Origin of the sequence: Ensifer sp. NM-2 (genome assembly GCF_003024455.1) — a bacterium.
Classification (GTDB): domain Bacteria; phylum Pseudomonadota; class Alphaproteobacteria; order Rhizobiales; family Rhizobiaceae; genus Ensifer; species Ensifer canadensis.
On the sequence record NZ_PVZR01000023.1, the window covers coordinates 74,936 to 96,793 of the forward strand.

Consider the following 21,858-nt stretch of genomic DNA (forward strand, 5'->3'; position numbering starts at 1 on the left):
TGCCGGTCAGGTTGAGTTCACTAACCGATGTTGCGTACTCTTCAACGATGATACCGTAGTTTGTCGGGGGACCTTCGTGTAGAGCGCAAAACCCGCTCCGCTATAACGATCATTGCCCGCATTCAAACTGCCGGAAGTCGTCGCGTGATACGTAATCGTTTCGCCAGCATTCAGAAGGAGGGACTGATCCCATAGCTCAGCTCCGGCCGCGAGCATTTTACCCGTACCCCAGGTCGAATTGATCGCCGTACAACCATCTGACGGAGCGGCCATCGCCACTTGCGGCACACACAACGCAACGACAAACAGGGCGAACAACGCCCACAGAACAGAAACGAAACGCGACAAGATCTTACCCCTCCCGCATGAATCACCAGCGGGCTTCCCCAGCACACAACTAGCAATTGGGCAAGAGCGGGCCAAGCCCCATTTCAAATATACGTAAAGTCGCATTCTCCTATCGTTAGCCGCCCTTTAACGAATAGGGCCGGCAGCGCCTGCGGGGCTTTGGCTGGGCAGGCGCTAAAAAGTCGCAGTAAGGCAGCATGGGTCTTTTCATGAGAGCATCGGCCCGAAAGACCGACGCCGTTTCAGACTTTGGAAACAACAGCATGGCGTTTTCGCAGACCCGGCACATCTGAGCGACGGACCGAAGCCAGGATGACATTCAGCCGGTGACCGCCCCTTCGTTGGCCGGGCGCGCCAGCGCTGCAAACTTTGCCAGCACACCGCGTTTGTAGCGCGGTTCCGGCTGCCGCCACTGGGTGCGCCTTCTTGCCAGCTCTTCCGGATCCACTTCGAGTTGCAGCAGCTGCTGATGGGCGTCGATGACGATGCGGTCGCCCTCTTCTACCAGCGCGATCGTGCCGCCTTCAAAAGCTTCCGGCGTGACGTGGCCGACGACCATGCCCCAGGTGCCGCCCGAGAAGCGGCCGTCGGTGATAAGGCCGACGCTGTCGCCGAGGCCCCTGCCGATGATCGCCGAAGTTGGCGCGAGCATCTCGGGCATTCCCGGGCCGCCCTTTGGGCCGAGGTAACGTAAAACGAGGATATCGCCTGGCCTGATCCGGTCCGACAGGATGGCATCCATCGCCGATTGTTCGTCCTCGAACACGCGCGCGGGCCCGCTCATGACTCGGCTTTTCAAACCACTGATCTTGGCGACGGCACCGCCTTCGGCCAGATTCCCCTTCAACACCGCGAGGTGGCCCTCGCGGTAGATCGGTCTTTCATAGGGCCGGATGACATCCTGATCCGACCGCGGCTCGTCCGGAACGGCTGCAAGCTCTTCCCCGATCGTCCTGCCTGTGATCGTCAAACAGTCGCCATGCAGAAGACCTGCATTCAGAAGGATCTTCAGCACCTGCGGCACGCCGCCCGCCTTGTGCAGATCGACGGCCATGTATCTGCCCGACGGCTTGAGGTCACAGAGGACGGGGACCTTGCGGCGAACGCGCTCGAAGTCGTCCAGTGTCCACTCGACTTCCGCCGCATGCCCGATGGCGAGGTAATGCAGCACCGCATTGGTCGATCCGCCCGTCGCCATGATCAGGGCCACGGCATTTTCGATCGACTTGCGCGTGACGATGTCCCGCGGCTTGATGCCCTTCTTGACCGCCTCGACCAGGACCTTGGCGGATTGAGCTGAGCTCTCCATCTTCTCCTGGTCTGGATTGGCCATGTTGGACGAGTAAAGAAGCGACATACCAAGCGCCTCGAAGGACGAGCTCATGGTGTTGGCGGTGTACATGCCACCGCAGGAGCCGGTCGACGGGCAGGCATTGCGCTCGATGCCGTCGAAATCCTCCTCGCTCATCTTGCCCGCCATGAAGGCGCCGACGGCTTCGAAGGCGGAGACGATCGAAAGGCTTTGCCCCTTCCAGTGGCCAGGCTTGATCGTGCCGCCATAGACATAGATCGCCGGCACATTGGCGCGGAGGATACCGATCATGCCGCCCGGCATGTTCTTGTCGCAGCCGCCGAGCACGAGCACGCCGTCCATCCACTGTCCCTGTACCGAGGTTTCGACGCAGTCGGCGATGACCTCGCGGGACACAAGCGAATATTTCATGCCTTCGGTGCCCATCGACATGCCGTCGGAAATCGTCGGCGTGCCGAAGATCTGCGGATTTGCACCGGCAGCCTTGATGGCAGCGACAGCGGCGTCGGCCAACGGCTGCAGCCCGGCATTGCAGGGCGTGATCGTCGAATGACCGTTGGCAATACCGATCATCGGTTTGTCGAAATCGGCTTTCTCGTAGCCGAGCGCATAATACATCGCCCGGTTGGGGGATCGCGCGACACCTTGCGTTATGTGTTTCGAGCGCTCGTTGCAGGCCATGATTTGCTCCCTCGGTTCATTCAAGGTCGAGTTTACTGGCGTTCAGCAGGCCTGTGAAATATACTTTTTTCGCACAAATAAGTCGTTGAACATATCAATCGGAATGCATCATGGATTTGAGGCAACTTCGCCAATTCGTCGCCGTCGCCGAAGAGCTGCATTTCGGCCATGCGGCCGCTCGCCTCAACATGACCCAGCCGCCGCTCAGCCAATCGATACAGGCACTGGAGGGGGAGCTGAAGGTACAGCTGTTCAAGCGCACCAAGCGGAACGTGGAACTGACATCTGTCGGCAGGCAATGGCTCGCCCATGTCCGCCAGGTGCTTGACGGGGCGAACGGCCTTGCCGACACCGCAAGAAGGCTGTCACGCGGCGAGATCGGCCACCTGCGTTTGTCCTTCGTCAGCACAGCCGACTATAGCGTTCTGCCCGACATGGTCAGCCGCTATCGCGCGGCCTATCCGCATGTGGAACTGACGATGCGCGAAGCCACCAGCGATATCCAAATCGAGGCGTTGCTCGACGAAGAAATCGATGTCGGGCTGATCATTGCCCCCAGCCAAGCGTCGCTTCATCCTGCCCTTTCCTACCAGGCTTTGCTGCGGGAACCGCTGGTTGCCGCGGTGCCGACGGCCTGGATCAACGAAGGACGAAAGGGGTTTGCTGGAAAAATCCTGGAACCAGCCGACTTCTTCAAGGCGCCATTCATCGTTTTTCCACGGCGGGCGGCACCGGCTTTTCACGATATCGTCTCGGGATATTTCGCCGAACATGGGCTGGCGTTCACCGCCTATCAGGAAGCCATCCAGATGCAGACGATCGTCGGTCTGGTCGCATCCGGGCTGGGGGTGGCGCTGGTGCCGCAATCGATGACCAATCTTCAGCGGCGCGGGGCAACCTATCTGCCGCTGGCCGGCAGCGTACCGGAGGTGGAAACCGGCCTTGCGTGGCGCAGTTCGGACCAGAATCCGGCACTCGACACCTTCCTTGCCGCGGCGGTACCGGCCGATAACAGGTGACCGCGCGTTGTCGGCTGGTAGGGCGCGCAGCGCAACGGCATCCCTGGAACATCAACTGCACGCTACCGCATCAGGCCGCGCAGGTCGGGCATGCGGTTGCTGATGATGGTTTCCATCGAAAAGAAGCCGGTGACCGTCATCAGGTCGAAATCGGTGATGAGCTTCTGGTAGAAGGCGTCATAGCCAGCCATGCCACGCGTCACCACCTTGATCAGATAGTCCCAGTCGCCGCCGATCCGGTAGAGGTCCGTCACCTCCGGCAGACGCTCGACATGCTTGCGGAAGTTGTCGGCCCATTCCTTGGAATGATGGCGGGTGCGGATCATCACGAACACGGTAAGGTCGAAGCCGAGCGCTGCGACGTCGATTGCGGCATGGGTACCAAGCACAAGCCCGCTGGCGTTCAACCGTTGCAGGCGCCGCCAGCAGGCGTTCTGCGACAGTCCGACTCGGTCGGCCAGATCACGCTGCGAAATCGTGCCGTCCTTTTGCAGGCAGGACAGGATCCGCATATCAATTTCGTCAATCTTTTCCATTTCAGCGATCACATGACCCGATTTTGACTGGCAGAAGCATAAGAATGATGAGGTTTGCATGCAACCGATCGATTAGACTTATCGTCTGTCCGACTCCGGGAGGAAACGATGACGACGCCGTGCCCACGCCAGCCCTATCTTACCGGCCCGCTCGAAGCATTTCGAGAAAGCCTTGCCGGCGACAACGCAATCGCTGACCTGCGGGCTGGGCTTGTCGGCAAGACTGCAAAGATCGACGGTCCCTTCGGCGTCAAGAACCTCGTCTATGCCGACTATGTCGCATCGGGCCGGGCATTGATGCAGATCGAGCATTTCATCCTCGAACAGGTCCTGCCCTATTATGCCAACAGCCACACCGAGGCGTCCTACTGCGGCGGCTCGATGACCAGGTTGCGCCGCGACGCGCGTGCTGTGATCGCCGCCTGCTGCGGCGCCGGACCTGAACACGCCGTCATTTTCGCCGGCTCCGGCGCCACCGCCGGCATCAATCGGCTGGTGAGCCTGCTGGGTGTTACCGAGGCGGTCGCCACCGGTCGGCGCGTGCGCATCCTAATCGGGCCCTATGAACACCACTCCAATATCCTGCCCTGGCGCGAAAGCGGTGCCGAGGTGGTCGAGATCGCCGAGTGTCCGGCTGGTGGGCCGGATCTCGCTGCACTCGACGAAGCGCTGAAGCAACCGGCCGATCTCGTCGTTTGCGCCTTTTCCGCCGCTTCCAATGTCACGGGCATCGTCACCGATGTTGCGGCCGTCACCCGGATCGCGAAGGCGGCAGGCGCAAAGATGGTGTGGGACTATGCCGGTGCTGGACCCTACCTGCCGATCGACATGTCGCCCGAGGGCGCTGCTGCGATTGACGCGGTGGTCATCTCGCCGCACAAGTTCATCGGTGGCCCCGGTACGTCAGGCATTCTGGTCCTGCGGCGTGACGCGGCTATCACCGCCAAGCCATCCTGGCCCGGCGGCGGCACCGTCAAATTCGTTTCGCCCACCGGTCACGACTACAGCAATAGCCTCGAGGCGCGCGAGGAGGCCGGCACGCCGAACGTCGTCGGCGATATCCGCGCCGCACTCGCTTTCCTCGTCAAGGAAGCGATCGGTGCCGAGGCAATGCAGACCAGAAACGCCGAGCTGACCCGTCGCGCTATCGCCGCATGGCAAGGCATCGAGCGGCTGGAATTGCTCGGTCCTCTCGGGCCACAGCGGCTGCCGATCTTTTCCTTCCGCGTCAAGGACGGCAAGGGCGGCCATGTCCACCAGCAGCTCGTCACCCGCATGCTCAGCGATCGCTTCGGCATTCAGGCGCGCGGTGGCTGCGCCTGTGCCGGTCCCTATGTGCACCGGCTGCTCGGCATCGATGACGAGGAATCGCAACGCCTGCGCGACGCCATCCTTGCCGGACAGGAAATGCTGAAGCCGGGTTTTGTCCGGTTGAACTTCAGCGTCCTGCTCGCCGACGAAGAGGTGGCGTTCATCCTCGACGCCGTCGCCAAGCTTGCCGCCGACGCAGCCAGCTACGAGCAACACTACGATTTCGACCCGGCGCGCGCCATCTTCTTCCCGCGTGCAGCGCTTGCAGCGGAGGCCTGAGGCATGGCGAGGCCTGACATTGCGGCTTTCTTCGACCCGCGAACCTGGTCCGTGCAGTATGTGGTCAGTGACCCGAAAACGCGGGCCTGTGCGATCATCGATCCGGTGCTCGACTTCGACGAGAAATCGGGCGCGATAGCGACAGGCAATGCCGACCGGCTGCTCGACTTCGTGCGAGCCCAGGACCTGGACCTCCAGTGGATCCTCGATACCCATCCGCATGCCGACCATTTTTCCGCCGCCGCCTATCTGAAGGCAAAAACCGGCGCGCCCACGGCCATCGGTACGCACATCGTCAAGGTCCAGAAATTGTGGGCCGACATCTACAATTGGCCAGGCCTGAAAACGGACGGATCGCAATGGGACCGGCTGTTTGATCGTGGCGATACGTTTCGGATCGGCAGTCTCGAGGCCGGGGTGATGTTTTCGCCGGGACACACGCTGGCATCGATCACTTACCTCATCGGGGACGCTGCCTTCGTGCACGACACGGTGTTCATGCCGGACAGCGGAACCGCGCGCACCGATTTCCCCGGCGGCAGCGCCAACGCGCTGTGGGCGAGCATCCGCGACATCATGGCCCTGCCGGACGATACCCGTATCTTCGTCGGCCATGACTATCAGCCTGGTGGACGCGAACCGCGCTGGGAAAGCACTGTTGCACTGCAGAAGGCGGACAACATCCATCTGACACGCTATGCCTGCGAAACCGAGTTCGTCGCGTTCCGCGAGGGACGGGACCGAACGCTGCCGATGCCCAAGCTCATCCTCCATGCCCTACAGGTCAACATCAACGGCGGCCGGCTTCCCGACCCGGAGGAAAATGGCCGGCGCTATTTGAGATTCCCCATCGACGCCCTGCAAGGTGCCGCATGGTCCTGATGCCGCTCCGTTCGCGGGCACGTTCCGTGTCCCGGCCATCTTCCGGTTTCGGTGCATCTCGGGCGACGCGGTTCGCCCCGCAGCCCGGCGCCGAATGATGACACTGGACCTCGTCCAATACATTCTGGCAGCCTTGAGTGGCGGTCTCGTCGGCTTCAGCCTCGGACTGTTCGGCGGCGGCGGCTCCATTCTCGCCGTGCCCCTGCTCGTCCAAGTCGTCGGGGTGAGCAACGTGCATGTGGCGATCGGGACGAGCGCCGTCGCCGTCGCAGCCAATGCGCTTTCGGGACTGGCGATGCATGCGCGGCACGGGACGGTGAAATGGCGCTGCGCGGCAATGTACTGCGTCACCGGCATCGTCGGCGCCTGGATCGGCGCAGCACTCGGCAAGGCGCTGGATGGCCGACGGCTCTTGCTGTTGTTCGCTGCACTGATGGCCGTCGTCAGCGTGACCATGTTGCGGCGGCGCCACATGGTTGGCGATCCGGCGTCGAGCTGCACACCAAGAAACGCACCGAAGGTGCTCTCCTTTGGCGCCGGAACCGGCATCATCTCAGGCTTCTTCGGGATCGGCGGCGGGTTCCTGATCGTTCCGGGCCTGATGGTTTCAACCGGCATGCCGACGATCAACGCAATCGCCACGTCGCTGGTTGCCATTACCGCTTTCGGCCTTACAACCGGGGCAAGCTACACCTTCTCCGGTCTGGTCGACTGGCCACTGGCTCTCTCCTTCATCGGCGGCGGAGCCCTCGGCGCGCTTACGGGCTGCCGCGCCGCCCACAGTTTCAGCAAGTACCAATCCACGTTGAACATGCTGTTTGCGGTCCTCACCTTCGCCGTCGCCATTGGTCTGGCGTTCTACGCCTCGCGATAGGGTCGTCTCGTTTGCGTCCTCGCGCCTGCAACGCGCACGGTTGCTGCGTTTGCCGACGAGTAGGAGCGTGCTTGGCGCCGGGCAAGGTCCAGAATGCCGCCACACTTGTTACTCCCGTTATTTTCACTCCGGTGCGAAACTATCTTCAGAGCAATCTCGGGCGAAGTCGCCCGTGCCAACGAGGAGGTTACAAACGCCATGACGACATCAGCAGAAAAAGGCGGACACCCGGCCATGCAGACACCACCGGTCGTATCTCCGCAAGCCTGGGAAGAAGCGCGCCAGCAACTGCTGGTGAAGGAGAAAGCCCAGACCCGCGCTCGCGACGCACTGGCCGCCGAGCGTCGGCGAATGCCATGGATGGCCGTTGAAAAGGCTTATACCTTCGACGGTTCTGAGGGCAGAGCCAGCCTGACCGACCTGTTTGCCGGTCGGCGCCAGTTAATCGTCTACCGCGCCTTCTTCGAACCAGGTGTGTTCGGCTGGCCCGATCATGGCTGCAGAGGCTGCTCCATGGTCGCCGACCAGGTGGCCCACGTCGCCCACCTCAACGCCCGCGACACCACGCTCGTCTTCGTTTCGCGCGCGCCGCAGGCTGACATAGCGCGGCTCAAGGCCCGCATGGGCTGGGACATACCGTGGTTCACCATCACCGACGATTTTGATGCCGACTTCGGCGTGGCCGAATGGCACGGTACGAACGTGTTCTACCGCGACGGCGAGCGTGTCTTCCGCACCTACTTCATCAACAATCGCGGTGACGAACAGATGGGAAGCACCTGGAACTACCTCGACATCACACCGTTGGGCCGGCAGGAGGTCTGGGAGGATTCACCTCCAGGCTACCCGCAGACGCCAACCTACAAGTGGTGGAACTGGAACGACAGTTACGTCGCAGATGCCGCGCCCGACAAGAAATGGGTCGAAGTGTCGGAGGCGGGCGAAGCGGCATTCCGCGACCGGCAAGCGGGCAACTAGCCTTGAGCTTTAGCATCGTAAACAAGGCGAAACTGGCGGCAAGGGGCGTCGCCTTCGTTTCGCTAATTGCTGGGAACGATTGTCGGGCTCGGGGGCGGAGCGACGTCGGCGTCCGGCCTGATGGCGAGAATGCTCAGCGCGATTGCGACGAGCACGCAGATAAGGATGAGGAAGGCGATACCGGTTTTGTCCATCGCCTTACATCAAGCCTTCAATGTGGGGAAATCGAGACGAGCAAAATGTTCCTCTCCCAATTGGCTTAGGCAGCGACCGTAGGACATGTTCCTCACCCGAGCCGTTCTGCACCTGTTCGGGGATGTTTAGAATTTGCTATTTCCCGGCGCGGAACGGCCGGCCCCAACGGCATGCCCTGCAGCGGAGCGCTCTCTTCAGGCCTGGACAAGCATTGCGGCATCGATACTCGCCCGCCCCCTCCACGAGAAACGGGCGAAGGGAAGCGGACAAGGTAGGGTGTTACAGCACTTCCAGGAAAAAGTGCGAAGCGGTTCTTAGACAGGAACGTCTAAGAACAAGGAGGTAGAGCGTTTCTGCCACTCAGTCTAAACTGGAGACATTCTGCAGCGCCGCGCGTCTTTTTAAACGTGCAAAGGTCGCTGTAGGACTTTGAATTGCTCCAAAGCGAATACGATTTAACGAAACATGCGGTAGTAGCCGGCTAGTCGGCGTCCATGGTTTCATCGCCGGTGCCGGTAGGATCGATATCGGGGTCGACCCCTTGTGATTGCGCGTAGGTCGTGTTGCCGGAGCCACTGGTCGCGCATCCTGAGATCGCCAGAAGCGCCGTGACTGCAATCGCCGTAAGAAATCTGGTGGGCATGGTTTTCTCCACTTGGGGGCTGCCGTTGCAGCCTGGGGTATCCGGCAGCGACCTAAGCCTGTTTTGTCCTGATCCGGAGATTCTCCTACGCTGACGGGAAACGCAAGTGGTATTCGCGCAGGATCACAGCTGTCGCGAGCGCCAGGTCGACTGACCGGAACCCTTTGCACTCTTTGCCGAATCGCCCGCACACCGCTACAGCATACTTCCTGCGTGCAAAGGGCGCGCGAAGGATGCTGTAGGGCTTTACCCTTGCCGCGCAAGACCAGTCGGGACACCACGTTGAAGACCATCGCCATTGATTTCGAAACCGCCAACGAGCAGCGCGGCAGCGCCTGTTCGGTCGGTCTGGCCTGGGTCGAGGATGGCCGGGTCGTGCGGATCGAGGAGCGGCTCATCCGTCCGAAGACCATGCGCTTCTCCTCCTTCAACATCGCAATCCACGGCATCCGCCCGGAGCATGTGGAGGACGCAGGCGAGTTTCCCGAAGTCATGGACGAATTCGCCGACGACTTTCGCGGCGCCACCATGATCGCCCACAATGCGGCCTTCGACTTCAGCGTCTGGCGCTCCTGTCTCGATCTATACCGGCAGGATTATCCGGAACTGTCCTATCTCTGCTCGGTGAAGATGGCGCAAAAGGTCTGGCCGCATCTCGGATCGCACAAGTTAAACATCCTGGCCGGTCATCTCGGCTTGACCTTCGCACATCACAACGCTGCCGAGGACGCGGCGATCTGTGCCGAGGCAGCGATTGCGATTGCCGGGTCTCTGGGCATTTCGCAGGTCCGCGACATTCCGACCATGATCGGCATGCGGGCCGGACGGCTGTTTGCCAACGGCTACGACCCTTGCACCTGCCGGAAAAAATAAGCCCGCTGGGCAGGCATGCCCGGAGTGGTTCAGCCCGATACACCAGATCGCCCGCGAGATATGGCTTCACCCCATGATGGCTTCACCCCATGGGTGCGGCCTCGACCGAGATCCGGTAGCGCGTGACGAACGGCTGATCGGGATAGAAGGGCAGTGACGTGGGCGCGGCTGGCGATGCCAAGGGGTTGTCGGCTGACGAGACCGCCGGGCCGAAATCGAAGGCCGAGCAAACCGGCTCAACGCCAAGGGCGAGATGTTCCCCATCCCATGGATAGGCCTTGCGGCCGCGATTGCTGTACCAGAGCAACAGGCTTGGGAAATGCTCTTTCTGCCATTCAAGGCGGGCACGAAACCCCTCGTCACGGTAGTGCAAGGCGATCGCGCCATCGATGCCGACCAGCTGCAGCAGTTCCTCGGCATTCTGGTCAAGCGGAACGGACGCCGCATCGATGGTGGCGCCATCGCGGGCGTCGACGCTCTCAAGCTTCGACCATCGTCCGCCCGGCGCAAACAGCGTCGCCACCGGCTCCACGTCGCCGGGAAAACTGCGAACCTCGCCATAGGCTCCGGGCTCGAGCCTGACCGATCCGGGCCGGGGTGACAGGCGGAAGGTGGGGTGCAGGCCGATCGGCAGCCTGCAGGGTCGCCGCACCTCGATCTCGAGCGTGATGTCGACGGCGGCGGCCCGCGGGTCCGGCACGATGCGCCGGCGCAATTGGCGCACGGGATGGCCGTCCGGATAGCTGCACGTCAGGACGATCTGCCGCTCGTCGCAGTCGCCCCAACTCCAATGTGCGTTCGAGCCGTGGCCGTGCGGCACATCCGCTCCAGCGAAGGTCTCGCCAGCGTCCGACCAGCCTTTCGGCAGCGGGCGCGAGCCGTCGCTGCCGAAGGGCACGCAGGGCCATTCGCCGCGCAATTCCTGCAGGATCGGCGGCAGCGTCGTTCTGTCGGGATCCGAACCCCAGGGTGCGACATGCAGCGGGCTTACCTGTCGTCCATCAGGCAAAAGGAAAGTGACCGGCCCCAGCATGCCGCCCAGGGATTGCACCGCCAGGCATCCATGCGCCCAGGCCAGGCCGCGCCTTGTCGTCTCAGTCATCTCGATGCCGCCCCGCCAAAACGGTTCTCCGCCAGTCCGGGGGTGTCGACCGTCAGGGCATAAAGGCTGCCGGCGAGCCGTTCCCCGGGCTTTGAGAGGATACTGGCCGTCGTGACATAGAGCGTCTTCAGGTCGGCACCGCCGAAGGTGCAGGTCGTGATATTGGTGACCGGCATTTCGATGATCTCCGCCACGGAACCCTCAGGCGATATGCGCGCGATGCAGCCGCCGCCGAAACGGCAGTTCCAGAGATAGCCATCGCTATCGATCGCCGAGCCGTCAGGTGAACCGCGGGAGAAGTCAGCAAGGAATGTCCGTTCGTTCGAGATCGAACAGTCCGCTATTGCGTAATCGAAGGCGTAGATCTCGTTGGCGAGCGTATCACCGAAATAGAAGGTGCTGCCATCGGGACTCCAGCAAAGCGTGTTGGAGATGCCGAGCCCATGCCGCCACTCGCTCACCGTTCCATCAGGCGCGATGCGGTAGAGGATGCCCTCGCCTTCTGCCGTCTCGCCAAGCTCGCCGTCGGGCAGAACATTGTTCTTCATCGACCCGACCCAGAAGTTTCCCGCCGGGTCGGGACGACCGTCGTTCAGGCGCACGCGCGGATATCCGGGCAAGCGGAAGCCGTGATCCTCGCGCCGGTCGGTTTCCGGCCACCACCAGACGAGTTTTGAGGCTAGCGCCAGAAGCAACCGCCCTGGCTCGTCGGTGAGGGAGACCGCCACCACCGGCTCGTCGAATATCCAAAAGCGGACCGAACCGCTCGCCTCATCATACCGATGGACGAGAAATCGATTGACGTCGCTCCAGTAGAGCGCCTGCTCGGATGCCGACCAGACGGCACCCTCGCCGCATTTGTCGCCGACCGGGGCAACACAGGTAACCGACCTCACCATCCGCGCCTCCTATTCAGCCGCGAGATCGTGGACAAGCGACCGCGACGGTCCGAGGGCATGGGCGTTCTGCACCAACGCGCGCATGTACCCAAGCGCAAAGGCCTTGCCCGCATGCCAAGAGGCAGCACAGGTCATTGCCGGCGTATGGTCGGGGATCATCACGCCCTGATAGTTTTCATCGCGCAGGATGCGCACGATTTCGGCCATGTCGATATCGCCTTCGTCGACGAAGGTTTCGACGTAGCGCGGCATCTTGCCCTTCACATTGCGGAAGTGGATGTAGCCGATGCGGCCCGAGCGCGCGAACCGGCGGACATGTTCGTAGATATCGCCGCCGGGCATTTCCTGAAGCGAGCCCAGGCACAACTCCAGCCCGTTCGACGGGGAATCGACGATCGACATCAACCGATCGTACTTTTCCGGCCGGTTGACGAGGCGCGCCGTGCCACGCAGCGCCTCGGCCGGCGGATCGTCGGGATGAGCACCGAGCATGACACCGGCTTCCTCGGCGACCGGAACCACATCCTTCAGAAAACGCGAGAGGCGATCCCAGATCTCGGCGTTGCTGACCGATACCGGTTTGGCGCCGGGCACACCGCGGCGATACCGCATGTTCCAGACCATGCCGTCGGGGATGGGCGCGTCCGGGTCGGGCACGGCGCCCGGCACATCTTCAACGCCGAAGCCGACGGATTCAGCACCGCCGCGGGCATAGGGGCCACGGGTCCAGCCGTAAACGCCGGCGAGCGAGAAATTGTAGCCGATGCAGGGAACGCCCGCGCGCCCGGCATCGCGGATCAGTTGCTTCAGCGCGTCGATCTGCGCATCGCGCTCCGGTCCGTCGAGCAGGATGTCGTGCCAGAAGCGTGGCGAAAAATTCTCGATGGCGGCAAGTTCGAGCCCGCCTGCCCGCACGTCCTGAACCAGAGCCGACAGCTCCTCATAGGTCCAAAGGCGGTCGGTGGAGCAATCGCCCCATCCGCCGTTGTCGCCGCTGTCGATCTTCGGATCCTTGCCGGCGAAATAGTTGGTCAGATGCGCGACGATGTGGGTCGCGCCGGACTGGAGCGCGAAGCGGTAGTTGTCGGGCGTGAGCTGTTCACGATAGAGGCCAAGGCCGATTTTCATCTTGTTCTTTCCCTGTGCGATTATTTCACGCCGATGCCGGCGGTGAGCCCGCCGTCGATGCGGAAGTCCGATCCGGTGATAAAACCGGCACGATCGGATGCGAGATAGGCGACGAGGTCCGCGACTTCCTCCGGCTCGCCGATGCGGCCGATCGGATGAGCGGCGCCGAAGCGGGCGAAGGCTTCCTCCTCGCTGACGCCCTCGCCGCCATAGGTGCGCGCGGCCAGCGACAGGAGCGGAGTGCGGACGGAACCGGGGCTGACTGAATTCACCCGCACCTTGAGGTCGGCATGATCGAGCGCCATCGCGCGGGTCAGCGCATGGATGGCGCCCTTGGTGGCGACATAGGCGGCGACATTCTGCTGACAGCTATGGCCCTGGACCGAGGAAATGTTGACGATCGCCCCACCGCCGCGCTTGGTCATCTCGGGGATGGCGAAGCGCCCCGTCAGGTAGATCGAACCGACATTGACGGACAAGCACCGGTTCCAAGTCTCGAAGCTGGTGTCGAGCACGGTGCCGAAGGGATGAACGGCGGCGGCGTTGACGACGATATCAAGACCACCATGGCGCGACACAACCGCCGCGACGGCAGCCGCCACATCTGCCTCGACCGACACATCGACCAATCGTGAGGCCATTGCCAGGCCACGCTCCTGTGCGATCCGGTCGAACGTCTGGTTGGCCGCGGCATCGTTGCCGCAAGCCAAGACCTTGGCGCCGGCCGTGGCAAGCCTTATGGCCGATGCCAGCCCGATACCGGAGGTTCCGGTAACCAGCGCTACTTTTCCTGCAAATTCAGTCATGATCGGCTCCGAATTCCCTAACGCACACGTTCCAGGACTTGATTGAGAAGCACGGCGCCAAGGATGATCCCGCCACGCACGACGTACTGCCAGTACTCGCTGACGTTCATCAGGGTCATGCCGTTGGAGATGCAGCCAAGGAACAACACACCGATCAACGTTCCCCAGATGCGGCCCTTGCCGCCGAACAGCGAGGTGCCGCCGATGATGACGGCCGCAATTACGTCAAGCTCCATGCCGGTGGCGGTCGTGCCGGTACCGGCTCCGATCTGCGAGGCGATCAGCGTGCCCGAAATCGCCGTCAGTGCGCCGGTGAGGCCGAGCGTCAGCGCCTTGACCTTCCAGATGTCGATACCCGAGAGCCGAGCCGCCTCCATGTTGCCACCGACGGCATAAACCTCGCGGCCGAAGCTGGTGTATTTCATCAGGAAGTGCATGGCCGCGAAGGTGAGCACGAAAATATAGACCGGGAAGGGAATGCCGAAGAGGTAGCCGCCACCGAGGAAATCGAAGCCGGCCGGAAAGGTCGACAACGGAAAGCCGCCGGTAATCAGGTTCGCAACACCGCGAAGCGCGGCAAAGAGCGCGAGCGTGGTAATGAAAGTCGGGACGTTGAACCACTGCCGGAAGCGGCCGGTGAGGTAACCAAGCGAAAAGCCGACGGTAAGCGCTACGGCAAAGCCGAGGATAACGGCGTTCCAGCCGCCGATTGCGTCCGTGTAGGCGTCGGCGAACCAGGCAACGATGCATCCCGCCAGTGCGACCCCGGCGCCAACAGAAAGATCGATCTCGCCCGAAATGATCACGGCCGTCATGCCGAAGGCGATGATCCCCAGCATCGCCACGGTTCGCAGCACGTTGAGGATATTGGCGGTCGAGGCAAAGCCCGGCGCCATCAGGATGAGGAACAGGACCAGACCCGCGAGGATAATCTCCATCGGATAGGTCTTGAGGAGACGCAGCGAGACGTTCTGTCCGCCGCCTTCAGCTGTTTGTTGGCTGACAAGTGTCATTGGGAGGCCCCTTCCATGCATAGGCCGTAGAGTTGGGTAAGATCGGTCCTAGTGGGATCCACCTCCGCCACCACATTACCGTGGTGCATCACGAGAATGCGGTCTGCCACTTCGAGGACCTCCTCGAGTTCGGTCGAAACGAAGATGCTTGCCAGGCCGTCCGAGGCTTTGTGCCAGATGATGTCGAAGATCTGTCGCTTGGCCTGGACGTCGACGCCGCGGCTCGGCTCATCGAAGAACATCACCGAGGGAGCCCTGTTCAGCCACTTGCCGATCACCACCTTCTGCTGGTTGCCGCCCGACAGGGAAGACACCGGCAATTCCGGATCGCCGCACTTGATATGCAAATCGGCGATCTGCCGATCGACATGTGGCTGTTCGCGGCGACGGGAGATCAGTCCGTTTCGCGCAATGGGGCCGAGACTTGCCATGCAGAGATTGTCGGCCGTCGGCAGCGATTGCACGAGACCGACCTCCTTGCGGTTCTCCGGCGTATAGCCAAGACCGGCGGCGCGCATCTGGCGCGGCGTGGCGCCCGTCATCGATTGCCCGGCAAGGTGCACCGTGCCGGCATCGATGCGGTCGGCGCCAAAGATTGCGCGCATCAGCTCGGTCCGGCCCGAGCCCAGCAGGCCGGCGATCCCGAGTATCTCGCCGCGATAAAGGTCGAAGGAGACGTCGTTGAAGTGTCCTGCACGGGTCAGGCCGCGCACTTCGAGCAGCGGCTTGAGCCTGTCGATCACCTGGCGCGGCGGCCGTTTCGTGCGGGCGGCGTCGCCAAACATCATGCCGACGATCTCGGCGGGCGAGGTCACGGACATCTCGACGGCACCGATATAGTGGCCGTCGCGAATGACGGTGCAGGTGTCGGCGATCTCGAAAAGCTCGCTCATGCGGTGCGTGATGTAGATCATCGTCACGCCGCGTGCCCGCAATCGCTCGATCAGCGCGAAAAGCTGCTTGACCTCTTTCGAGGCGAGCGCCGATGTGGGTTCGTCGAGCAGCAGGATCGATGGGTTGAAGGACATCGCCTTGACGATCTCGACGACCTGCTGTTGCCCGACGCTGAGGCCCGAGACCGGCTGGCGGGAATCGATCGAGAGCCCCATGTCGGACAGAAGCTCGGTCGCGCGCTTGTGCAAACCCTTCCAATCGACGACACGCAAGCCCGCGCGCCTGGTGTGCGGCAGGCGACCGAGAAAAATGTTCTCGCCGACGGACAGTTCGGGAACGAGCGACAGTTCCTGATGCACCGTGACGATGCCAGCATCAAACGCGTCGTGCGGCGAAGTAAAGCTCTGGTCTCTTCCGTTGACGCTGATCGTACCCGACGTGGGTTCGGTCACGCCGGCAAGAAGCTTGATCAGCGTCGATTTACCCGAGCCATTCTTTCCCATCAGGGCATGAACCCGCCCTGGGGTAAAATCATGGGTAAACTCCGACAGGGCAACCGTCGGGCCGTAACGCTTTGTGACGGATCGGAACTCGAGCCGCCCTTGGGCGGTATCTGTCCGGGGCTGAGAGTAGGTCATCGGTGGTTCCCGGTTGGCGCAGAAAATGGTGGCAGGGCCGAGTGGCCCTGCCACGCAACCTTACTTCAGAGCCTTCAGGCCTTCCTTGTAGGCGGCGACCCCGTCGGCATTTGCGCGCGTCAAGGGAAGGACGGGAACATTGACCTTGGTCTCGAACGTCTTGCCTTCGAGCAGTTTCTGCGCTGCCTCGATCGCCTGCTTGCCGACCTCTAGAGGCTGCTGCGCCGTCGTTGCCTGGAGCACGTTGTCCTTGTCGAGAAGCATGTTGGCGAGCTGCTCGGAACCATCGGTGCCGAAAACGAACACTTTGCCCTCAAGCCCGGCCTTCTTCACCGCCTGGACCGCGCCGATCGTGCCGCCTTCGTTGGCGGCATAGATCACCTTGATATCCGGGTTGGCGGTCAGCATGTCGCTGGCAACGGCCAGCGCCTTCTCGGCCAGCCAGGCATCCTGTTGCGCGACGATCTCGACCTGGGAGGACACCACGTGAAGGAAGCCGTCGACGCGAGCGTTCGACTGCTCAGGCAACAGCGCCTTGAAAGCGAGTGTCCCGATCTTGACCTTCTCGCCATTCCCGAGGGTTTTCAGAAACGGAGCAGCCGCCTCGCCTGTGCCGATGCCGATATCGCGGTCTGAACTGGTCACCGTCGCCTGGGCAACGTCACCATTGGCAGACGTGCCGTAGGTGACCACGGTGATGCCGGCATCGCGTGCCTTCTTGAGCGCGGGAACCGAAGCGTCGGCCGACAGCGGCGCGACCACGATCGAGTTGACGCCGCGGGCGATATAGGTGTCGATCAGCTGCGCTTCCTTTTCGAGCTTGCTGTCGCTGTTTCCGGCGAGCAGTTCGTCGCCGGCGGCTTCCGCCGCCTTCTCCATCCCGATCTGGATGCCGCGGAAGTACTGGTCCTGCTGGAAGACGATGCCGGCGATGGCCTTGCCGTCGGCAAGAACCGCGCTCGGCGCGAAGCTGACACTTACCAGAAGTGTTGCGAGCGTCAGGACGTGGCGTTTTGTTTTGATCATACTGGGTCTCCTCCCCTAGGCCCTTGATCGTGTTGCCGGCCCCGCGGGCAAAGGGGCCGGTTCTGACTGAATGCGGAAGACGATGCCGCCGCAGCCTCAAGTCTTGGTCGCGGCGGACTGTCCACTGGTCGGCGCGCCGACGAATTTGAGGCCGAATTCGAGATGGCGGCTCATGAGATAGGCATAGGCAATTCGGTCGCGCGCCCTCAGCGCGCCGATGATTTCGGCATGGGCCTCGTAGGTCGCCGACTGGACCGGCCGCTCCGCCTTGCCGAGGCGCATGACTTCCTCGATGACGGTGCGCATCATCCGGTAGGCAGCAAGGGTCGTCCTGTTGCCTGAGAGTTCGACGATAGCCTCGTGGAATTCGTAATCGTAGCGGGCCGCCTCCTCGACGCTCTCAGCCGTCCGGATGCGAGCATTGGCCGCCTCCAGCCTGTCGAGGTCGGCTTCGCTTGCATGAAGAATGATGTGGTCGCCGACGCCGGTCTCGATGATGCGGCGGAAACCCTGCAGATCGCGGAAGGAATCGGGCGATATGCCGTTGTGAAAGGCAAAAAGCCTGCGGATCGCCTCGCCATGACCACCGCTGATGACGGCACCGACCTTCGGCCGCGTCTCGACCAGACCATAGGCTCGCAGGACCTGAAGCGCCTCGCGAACCGTATTCCGTCCGGCCTGAAACTGCTCACCAAGATCGCGCTCGGTCGGCAGCGCATCGCCAATCCCGAGGCCGCGTTCGGCGATCAGATCCCTGATCTGCTCGACGAGCCTATCGACCGCAGACGTCTTGCCGACCTCAGCTGGCTCGACACCTGTCGATTGCGCCGGTTTTGCCGAATTGTGCGCCACGTTCTCCTCCTGTGTGCGGTTCTATTTGTTGGTCCAGATTGAGTGACAAGTCAAGAGCTGCATCGGAATTTTTGCCGCCGTGCCGGAAAAACAACAATCTCAACGTATTTTCGCTTGAATTTGCGCCGACGCCGATCCTTAATGCGTCATCTGGTCCAACAATAGAGATCATCCCGAGATCGCAGGAGTTTAAGAGATGAGGCCGATGGAAGAGTGCTTTCGCTGGTATGGCCCGGATGACCCGGTGCCGCTCAGCCACATCCGGCAGGCAGGGGCGACGGGCATCGTCTCAGCGCTTCATGACGTCTATGACGGCTCGCCCTGGTCCGACGATCAGATCCTGAAGCACAAGGCGTTGATCGAGGCGGCAGGCCTGCGCTGGAGCGTGGTCGAGAGCATTCCGGTGCACAATTCGATCAAGCTGGCATCGTCAGACAGCGCACGCTACATCGGCTGGTACAAGGACACGATGCGCGCGCTGGCGCGCTGCGGCATTGGCACGGTCTGCTACAATTTCATGCCGGTGGTCGACTGGACCCGCACCGAACTCATGCATCCGCTGCCGACCGGCGGATATGCGCTGCGCTTCGATGCTATCGATTTCGCCGCCTACGATCTCTTTGTGCTGAAACGGCCACGTGTCGAGCAGAGCTATTCGCCCGCCCAGATCGAAACGGCGGAGGCGCGGCTTACCGCGATGGATCCAGCAAAGATCGACCGTATCGAACGCAATCTGATTGCCGGCCTGCCGGCATCGGAGCGTAAGTTTGATCGCGCCGGCTTTCTTGGAGCGCTCGCGGAGTACGATGGCATCAGCGCCGAGGACCTGCATGAAAACCTCGCACGCTTCCTGCGTGAGATCGTGCCGGTCGCCGAGGAGGTCGGGGTGAAGCTCTGCATTCATCCTGATGATCCGGCCTGCCCGCTCTACGGCTTGCCGAGGATCGTATCCACTGCGGATGACGTGCGCCGCATCCTGGCAGCCGCCGACAGTCCCGCCAATGGCCTGACCTTCTGCACCGGATCCTACGGCACCCGCGCCGAAAACGACCTGCCGGCCATGGTGCGTGAGTTCGGCTCCCGCATCCATTTCGCCCATCTGCGCAACGTTCAGCGCGAAGCTGACGGGTCGTTTCATGAAGCCGACCATCTTGGTGGCTCGAGCGATATTCCGGCCGTCATTCTCGCCCTTCTCGAGGAGCAAGAGCGCCGGCGTGCCGAGGGGCGCGACGACTGGCAGATCCCCGTTCGTCCAGACCATGGGCATCTCCTTGCCGACGACATTGGCAAGGAACGGATCAATCCCGGCTACTCGCTCATCGGCCGACTGAAGGGGCTCGCCGAGATCCGCGGCGTGATGCACGGCATTTCAGCGGTCAAGGCCGCAAGGAACAAACAGGTGACACTATGAAGATTTTTGAAGACGATGCCGACTTGTTCACGGCGATGCGAAGCCGGCTCTTCACCGCCGTTGTCGGCGATATTCTGGACACGATGGGGCTACAGCATCAGTTCCTGCCGCCGAAGATCCGGGCCCTGCGCGACGACATGGTGACAGTCGGGCGCGCCATGCCGGTGCTTGAGGCGGATTTCTTTGCGACCGCGGGAGCCGGCGGCCACGCCGAGATCAGCTCCAAGCCCTTCGGCCTGATGTTCCATGCGCTCGACAGCCTGAAACCCAACGAAATCTACGTATGTTCAGGCGCCTCGCCGCGCTACGCCGTCTGGGGCGAGTTGATGTCGACACGCGCGATCCAGCTGAAAGCCGCAGGTGCGATCTGCGACGGATACTGCCGAGACAGCAGCGGCATCCTGGCCCTCGATTTCCCGACCTTCTGCTACGGATCCTATGCTCAGGATCAGGGACCGCGCGGCAAGGTCGTCGACTATGCGGTTCCGATCGAGATCGGCGGCATCCGCATTCGGCCCGGCGACATGCTGTTCGGCGACCGCGACGGCGTTCTGGTCATTCCGCGCGAGGCGGAACGGGAAGCGATCGCGCTGGCGTTCGAAAAGGCAGAAACTGAAAACAAGGTTCGCCTTGCCATCGAGGCCGGCATGTCCACGGTCGAGGCATTCGAACGCTTCGGCGTCATGTAGTCGCTCAGTGGCGGGACGGCGTCTTCATCGTCCTTGCGAGCGATAAATCTATGGCACGAACGCGTCTATCTCTCTGCGAGGTGACGCCCGTTGGGTTGGGCGCGCCGTGGATTGCGGCGCGGCTGGATGTCGGTTGCAAACACCCGATCCCAGGGGCCGGAGGTCACGCCGAAGTTGCCTTCCGGCGTCACGTGGTGGTGCAGCGCATGGCGTCGCTTGAGCGCGAACACAGCGATCCTTGGCGTCCCGGTCGATAATGCACGAGATGATGAACCGTGGCAGAGCAGAGATAACCGAACAGGAATCCCGCGCTGAGGCTGCAAGCAATGCCGGGTCGCCGATCCACCACAACGGAGACATCAACAGAACGAGATATGCGGGCACACTGACAAATGTCGCCGACATCGTCACCACCGGTGCACGAGCGGCATGTCGAACGCGCCGAAGGGTGGGGCACGGCCGGCAATGGTTTCACGCTTTCTTAACCACGAATTGTGAAAATGCGGCCCATCCGGTGGGCATGATGCCGACCGTTCGTTTGGGGTAATGAGTGCATGCGTAAGCCGCAAGATCAGGCGCTGTCCTCCGGCGCCACCAAACCGGAGTCCGGCTACTTCGTCTCCCGCCGCGCCGTGCTTTCGGGCCTCGGTGTCCTGACACTGCTTGGCGCCTCCGGCTGCTCGCAGACGCTCGAATTCCCGGAGCTGGGATCAATCGAGCCGTCGGGTGGTATGCCGCCCGGGGGCGTTGACCGCATGCCGACCGGTTCGATCCCACCGCTCAGCGTCGACAGCAACATCACCGATAACGGCACGATGTATGCCTCGCTGATCGACAATGGCCTCGTGATCCCGGCAGTTCCATTCCAGAAGATCAGGCCGGAATTCCGCCGTCAGATCGTTATCGATCCGACCGGCGAGGCGCCGGGCACGATTGTGGTGCGGCTCAACGAGCGGCATCTCTATTGGGTGCAGGAAGGCGGCGAAGCGATCCGTTACGGCGTCGGCATCGGCAAGGCCGGCTTCGAATGGAGCGGCCGCGCCGAGATCCAGTACACCAAGGAATGGCCGACCTGGACGCCGCCCAAAGAGATGATCGCGCGCAAGCCGGAGCTGGTGAAATGGACGGGCGGTCAGCCGGGTGGCCTCGACAACCCGCTCGGCGCCCGCGCACACTATATCTACAAGGACAGCCACGACACTGGCTATCGCGTGCACGGCTCACCCGAATGGTGGACCATCGGCACTCAGGCATCTTCCGGTTGCGTGCGCATGATCAACCAGGACGTCATCGACCTCTACAACCGGGTCAAGGCGTCGCCGACCAAAGTTCCGATTGTGGTGGCGTGAAAGGCGCTTCGCACCGAGCGAGTGGGAATCGAGAAGAGCCACGACAGTCCCTACCAAAAAAAATTCAGTCGTTCAATCCTGCCGCACCCGTCTGCCCTTCGCGACAAGCTCTCTGACCGC

General features: G+C 62.2%; 22 protein-coding genes. 9 read left to right on the plus strand and 13 right to left on the minus strand.

What is annotated here, in order from left to right:
• Positions 1-6 precede the first annotated feature (6 nt).
• Together C6558_RS39775 and ilvD are read right to left on the minus strand one after the other, a co-directional pair.
• Positions 7-348 carry a hypothetical protein gene (locus C6558_RS39775; RefSeq protein ID WP_146160926.1) on the minus strand — a complete coding sequence of 114 codons (342 nt, stop codon included), beginning with the start codon at positions 346-348 and terminating at the stop codon, positions 7-9.
• A 319-nt stretch (positions 349-667) separates the two neighbouring features.
• Positions 668-2,341, minus strand: a complete 1,674-nt coding sequence (gene ilvD / locus C6558_RS31615; protein WP_057224363.1) for a dihydroxy-acid dehydratase — start codon at positions 2,339-2,341, stop codon at positions 668-670.
• A gap of 110 nt (positions 2,342-2,451) precedes the next feature.
• Here ilvD and C6558_RS31620 point away from each other — a divergent pair, with 110 nt between their 5' ends.
• Complete coding sequence (locus C6558_RS31620) at positions 2,452-3,360, plus strand: LysR family transcriptional regulator (RefSeq protein WP_057224361.1); 909 nt, start codon at positions 2,452-2,454, stop codon at positions 3,358-3,360.
• 62 nt (positions 3,361-3,422) lie between these two features.
• Here the strand turns inward: C6558_RS31620 and C6558_RS31625 are convergent, their stop codons facing one another.
• On the minus strand, positions 3,423-3,896 hold the full coding sequence (locus C6558_RS31625; RefSeq protein WP_038577978.1) for an Lrp/AsnC family transcriptional regulator: 474 nt from the start codon (positions 3,894-3,896) through the stop codon (positions 3,423-3,425).
• Positions 3,897-4,004: 108 nt separating this feature from the next.
• Between C6558_RS31625 and C6558_RS31630 the strand changes: the two genes are divergently transcribed.
• The 4 genes from C6558_RS31630 to C6558_RS31645 all read left to right on the plus strand — a co-directional run bounded on the left by C6558_RS31630 (position 4,005) and on the right by C6558_RS31645 (position 8,220).
• Complete coding sequence (locus tag C6558_RS31630) at positions 4,005-5,486, plus strand: aminotransferase class V-fold PLP-dependent enzyme (protein WP_057224359.1); 1,482 nt, start codon at positions 4,005-4,007, stop codon at positions 5,484-5,486.
• Between the two features lie 105 nt (positions 5,487-5,591).
• Complete coding sequence (locus tag C6558_RS31635) at positions 5,592-6,368, plus strand: MBL fold metallo-hydrolase (protein ID WP_239637588.1); 777 nt, start codon at positions 5,592-5,594, stop codon at positions 6,366-6,368.
• A gap of 97 nt (positions 6,369-6,465) precedes the next feature.
• Positions 6,466-7,242 carry a sulfite exporter TauE/SafE family protein gene (locus C6558_RS31640; RefSeq protein ID WP_057224437.1) on the plus strand — a complete coding sequence of 259 codons (777 nt, stop codon included), beginning with the start codon at positions 6,466-6,468 and terminating at the stop codon, positions 7,240-7,242.
• A gap of 198 nt (positions 7,243-7,440) precedes the next feature.
• Entirely contained in the window at positions 7,441-8,220 is a 780-nt protein-coding gene (locus C6558_RS31645) for a DUF899 domain-containing protein (protein WP_057224355.1), read from the plus strand.
• Positions 8,221-8,282: 62 nt separating this feature from the next.
• Here the strand turns inward: C6558_RS31645 and C6558_RS41460 are convergent, their stop codons facing one another.
• Both C6558_RS41460 and C6558_RS40425 read right to left on the minus strand, forming a co-directional pair.
• Complete coding sequence (locus C6558_RS41460) at positions 8,283-8,414, minus strand: hypothetical protein (protein WP_255569924.1); 132 nt, start codon at positions 8,412-8,414, stop codon at positions 8,283-8,285.
• Between the two features lie 482 nt (positions 8,415-8,896).
• The gene (locus C6558_RS40425; RefSeq protein ID WP_164474919.1) at positions 8,897-9,058 is read right to left on the minus strand and encodes a hypothetical protein; all 162 of its coding nucleotides are present in this window, start codon (positions 9,056-9,058) and stop codon (positions 8,897-8,899) included.
• 282 nt (positions 9,059-9,340) lie between these two features.
• Between C6558_RS40425 and C6558_RS31650 the strand changes: the two genes are divergently transcribed.
• Positions 9,341-9,931, plus strand: coding sequence for a 3'-5' exonuclease (locus C6558_RS31650; RefSeq protein ID WP_057207667.1), 591 nt, complete (start codon positions 9,341-9,343; stop codon positions 9,929-9,931).
• An 82-nt stretch (positions 9,932-10,013) separates the two neighbouring features.
• Here C6558_RS31650 and C6558_RS31655 read toward each other — a convergent pair whose 3' ends face one another.
• From C6558_RS31655 to C6558_RS31690, 8 genes are all read right to left on the minus strand, one after another.
• Positions 10,014-11,033: a hypothetical protein gene (locus C6558_RS31655; protein WP_057207642.1), complete on the minus strand. Its 1,020-nt coding sequence runs from the start codon at positions 11,031-11,033 to the stop codon at positions 10,014-10,016.
• A complete protein-coding gene (locus C6558_RS31660; RefSeq protein ID WP_057207643.1) occupies positions 11,030-11,932 on the minus strand; it encodes an SMP-30/gluconolactonase/LRE family protein in 903 nt (300 codons plus the stop codon). Before C6558_RS31660 ends, C6558_RS31655 begins: the two co-directional genes overlap by 4 nt.
• Before the next feature lie 9 nt (positions 11,933-11,941).
• Positions 11,942-13,060, minus strand: coding sequence for a mannonate dehydratase (locus tag C6558_RS31665; protein ID WP_057207644.1), 1,119 nt, complete (start codon positions 13,058-13,060; stop codon positions 11,942-11,944).
• 20 nt (positions 13,061-13,080) lie between these two features.
• Complete coding sequence (locus C6558_RS31670) at positions 13,081-13,866, minus strand: SDR family NAD(P)-dependent oxidoreductase (protein WP_025429550.1); 786 nt, start codon at positions 13,864-13,866, stop codon at positions 13,081-13,083.
• A gap of 17 nt (positions 13,867-13,883) precedes the next feature.
• Positions 13,884-14,879: an ABC transporter permease gene (locus C6558_RS31675; RefSeq protein ID WP_057207646.1), complete on the minus strand. Its 996-nt coding sequence runs from the start codon at positions 14,877-14,879 to the stop codon at positions 13,884-13,886.
• Positions 14,876-16,411, minus strand: coding sequence for a sugar ABC transporter ATP-binding protein (locus C6558_RS31680; RefSeq protein ID WP_057207647.1), 1,536 nt, complete (start codon positions 16,409-16,411; stop codon positions 14,876-14,878). Before C6558_RS31680 ends, C6558_RS31675 begins: the two co-directional genes overlap by 4 nt.
• Before the next feature lie 60 nt (positions 16,412-16,471).
• Positions 16,472-17,437: a substrate-binding domain-containing protein gene (locus C6558_RS31685; protein WP_025429553.1), complete on the minus strand. Its 966-nt coding sequence runs from the start codon at positions 17,435-17,437 to the stop codon at positions 16,472-16,474.
• A 96-nt stretch (positions 17,438-17,533) separates the two neighbouring features.
• Positions 17,534-18,289, minus strand: a complete 756-nt coding sequence (locus tag C6558_RS31690; protein ID WP_057207648.1) for a FadR/GntR family transcriptional regulator — start codon at positions 18,287-18,289, stop codon at positions 17,534-17,536.
• Between the two features lie 205 nt (positions 18,290-18,494).
• On the opposite strand from C6558_RS31690, the gene uxuA reads away from it, so the two are divergent.
• The 3 genes from uxuA to C6558_RS31710 all read left to right on the plus strand — a co-directional run bounded on the left by uxuA (position 18,495) and on the right by C6558_RS31710 (position 21,738).
• Entirely contained in the window at positions 18,495-19,700 is a 1,206-nt protein-coding gene (uxuA, locus tag C6558_RS31695; RefSeq protein WP_057207649.1) for a mannonate dehydratase, read from the plus strand.
• Positions 19,697-20,389, plus strand: a complete 693-nt coding sequence (locus tag C6558_RS31700) for an RraA family protein (RefSeq protein WP_057207650.1) — start codon at positions 19,697-19,699, stop codon at positions 20,387-20,389. Before uxuA ends, C6558_RS31700 begins: the two co-directional genes overlap by 4 nt.
• Before the next feature lie 554 nt (positions 20,390-20,943).
• Positions 20,944-21,738, plus strand: coding sequence for a L,D-transpeptidase (locus C6558_RS31710; protein WP_057207651.1), 795 nt, complete (start codon positions 20,944-20,946; stop codon positions 21,736-21,738).
• The last annotated feature ends 120 nt before the right edge of the window (positions 21,739-21,858 follow it).

Bases quoted from the DNA above. Each gene is read 5' to 3' on its own strand.
- uxuA (WP_057207649.1), top strand. From the start codon at position 18,495: ATGGAAGAGTGCTTTCGCTGGTATGGCCCGGATGACCCGGTGCCGCTC.
- C6558_RS31640 (WP_057224437.1), top strand. From the start codon at position 6,466: ATGACACTGGACCTCGTCCAATACATTCTGGCAGCCTTGAGTGGCGGT.
- C6558_RS41460 (WP_255569924.1), bottom strand. From the start codon at position 8,414: ATGGACAAAACCGGTATCGCCTTCCTCATCCTTATCTGCGTGCTCGTC.
- C6558_RS31675 (WP_057207646.1), bottom strand. From the start codon at position 14,879: ATGACACTTGTCAGCCAACAAACAGCTGAAGGCGGCGGACAGAACGTC.
- C6558_RS31680 (WP_057207647.1), bottom strand. From the start codon at position 16,411: ATGACCTACTCTCAGCCCCGGACAGATACCGCCCAAGGGCGGCTCGAG.
- C6558_RS40425 (WP_164474919.1), bottom strand. From the start codon at position 9,058: ATGCCCACCAGATTTCTTACGGCGATTGCAGTCACGGCGCTTCTGGCG.
- C6558_RS31655 (WP_057207642.1), bottom strand. From the start codon at position 11,033: ATGACTGAGACGACAAGGCGCGGCCTGGCCTGGGCGCATGGATGCCTG.
- C6558_RS31685 (WP_025429553.1), bottom strand. From the start codon at position 17,437: ATGATCAAAACAAAACGCCACGTCCTGACGCTCGCAACACTTCTGGTA.
- C6558_RS31665 (WP_057207644.1), bottom strand. From the start codon at position 13,060: ATGAAAATCGGCCTTGGCCTCTATCGTGAACAGCTCACGCCCGACAAC.
- C6558_RS31645 (WP_057224355.1), top strand. From the start codon at position 7,441: ATGACGACATCAGCAGAAAAAGGCGGACACCCGGCCATGCAGACACCA.
- ilvD (WP_057224363.1), bottom strand. From the start codon at position 2,341: ATGGCCTGCAACGAGCGCTCGAAACACATAACGCAAGGTGTCGCGCGA.
- C6558_RS31660 (WP_057207643.1), bottom strand. From the start codon at position 11,932: ATGGTGAGGTCGGTTACCTGTGTTGCCCCGGTCGGCGACAAATGCGGC.
- C6558_RS31670 (WP_025429550.1), bottom strand. From the start codon at position 13,866: ATGACTGAATTTGCAGGAAAAGTAGCGCTGGTTACCGGAACCTCCGGT.
- C6558_RS31620 (WP_057224361.1), top strand. From the start codon at position 2,452: ATGGATTTGAGGCAACTTCGCCAATTCGTCGCCGTCGCCGAAGAGCTG.
- C6558_RS31630 (WP_057224359.1), top strand. From the start codon at position 4,005: ATGACGACGCCGTGCCCACGCCAGCCCTATCTTACCGGCCCGCTCGAA.
- C6558_RS31700 (WP_057207650.1), top strand. From the start codon at position 19,697: ATGAAGATTTTTGAAGACGATGCCGACTTGTTCACGGCGATGCGAAGC.
- C6558_RS31625 (WP_038577978.1), bottom strand. From the start codon at position 3,896: ATGGAAAAGATTGACGAAATTGATATGCGGATCCTGTCCTGCCTGCAA.
- C6558_RS31710 (WP_057207651.1), top strand. From the start codon at position 20,944: ATGCGTAAGCCGCAAGATCAGGCGCTGTCCTCCGGCGCCACCAAACCG.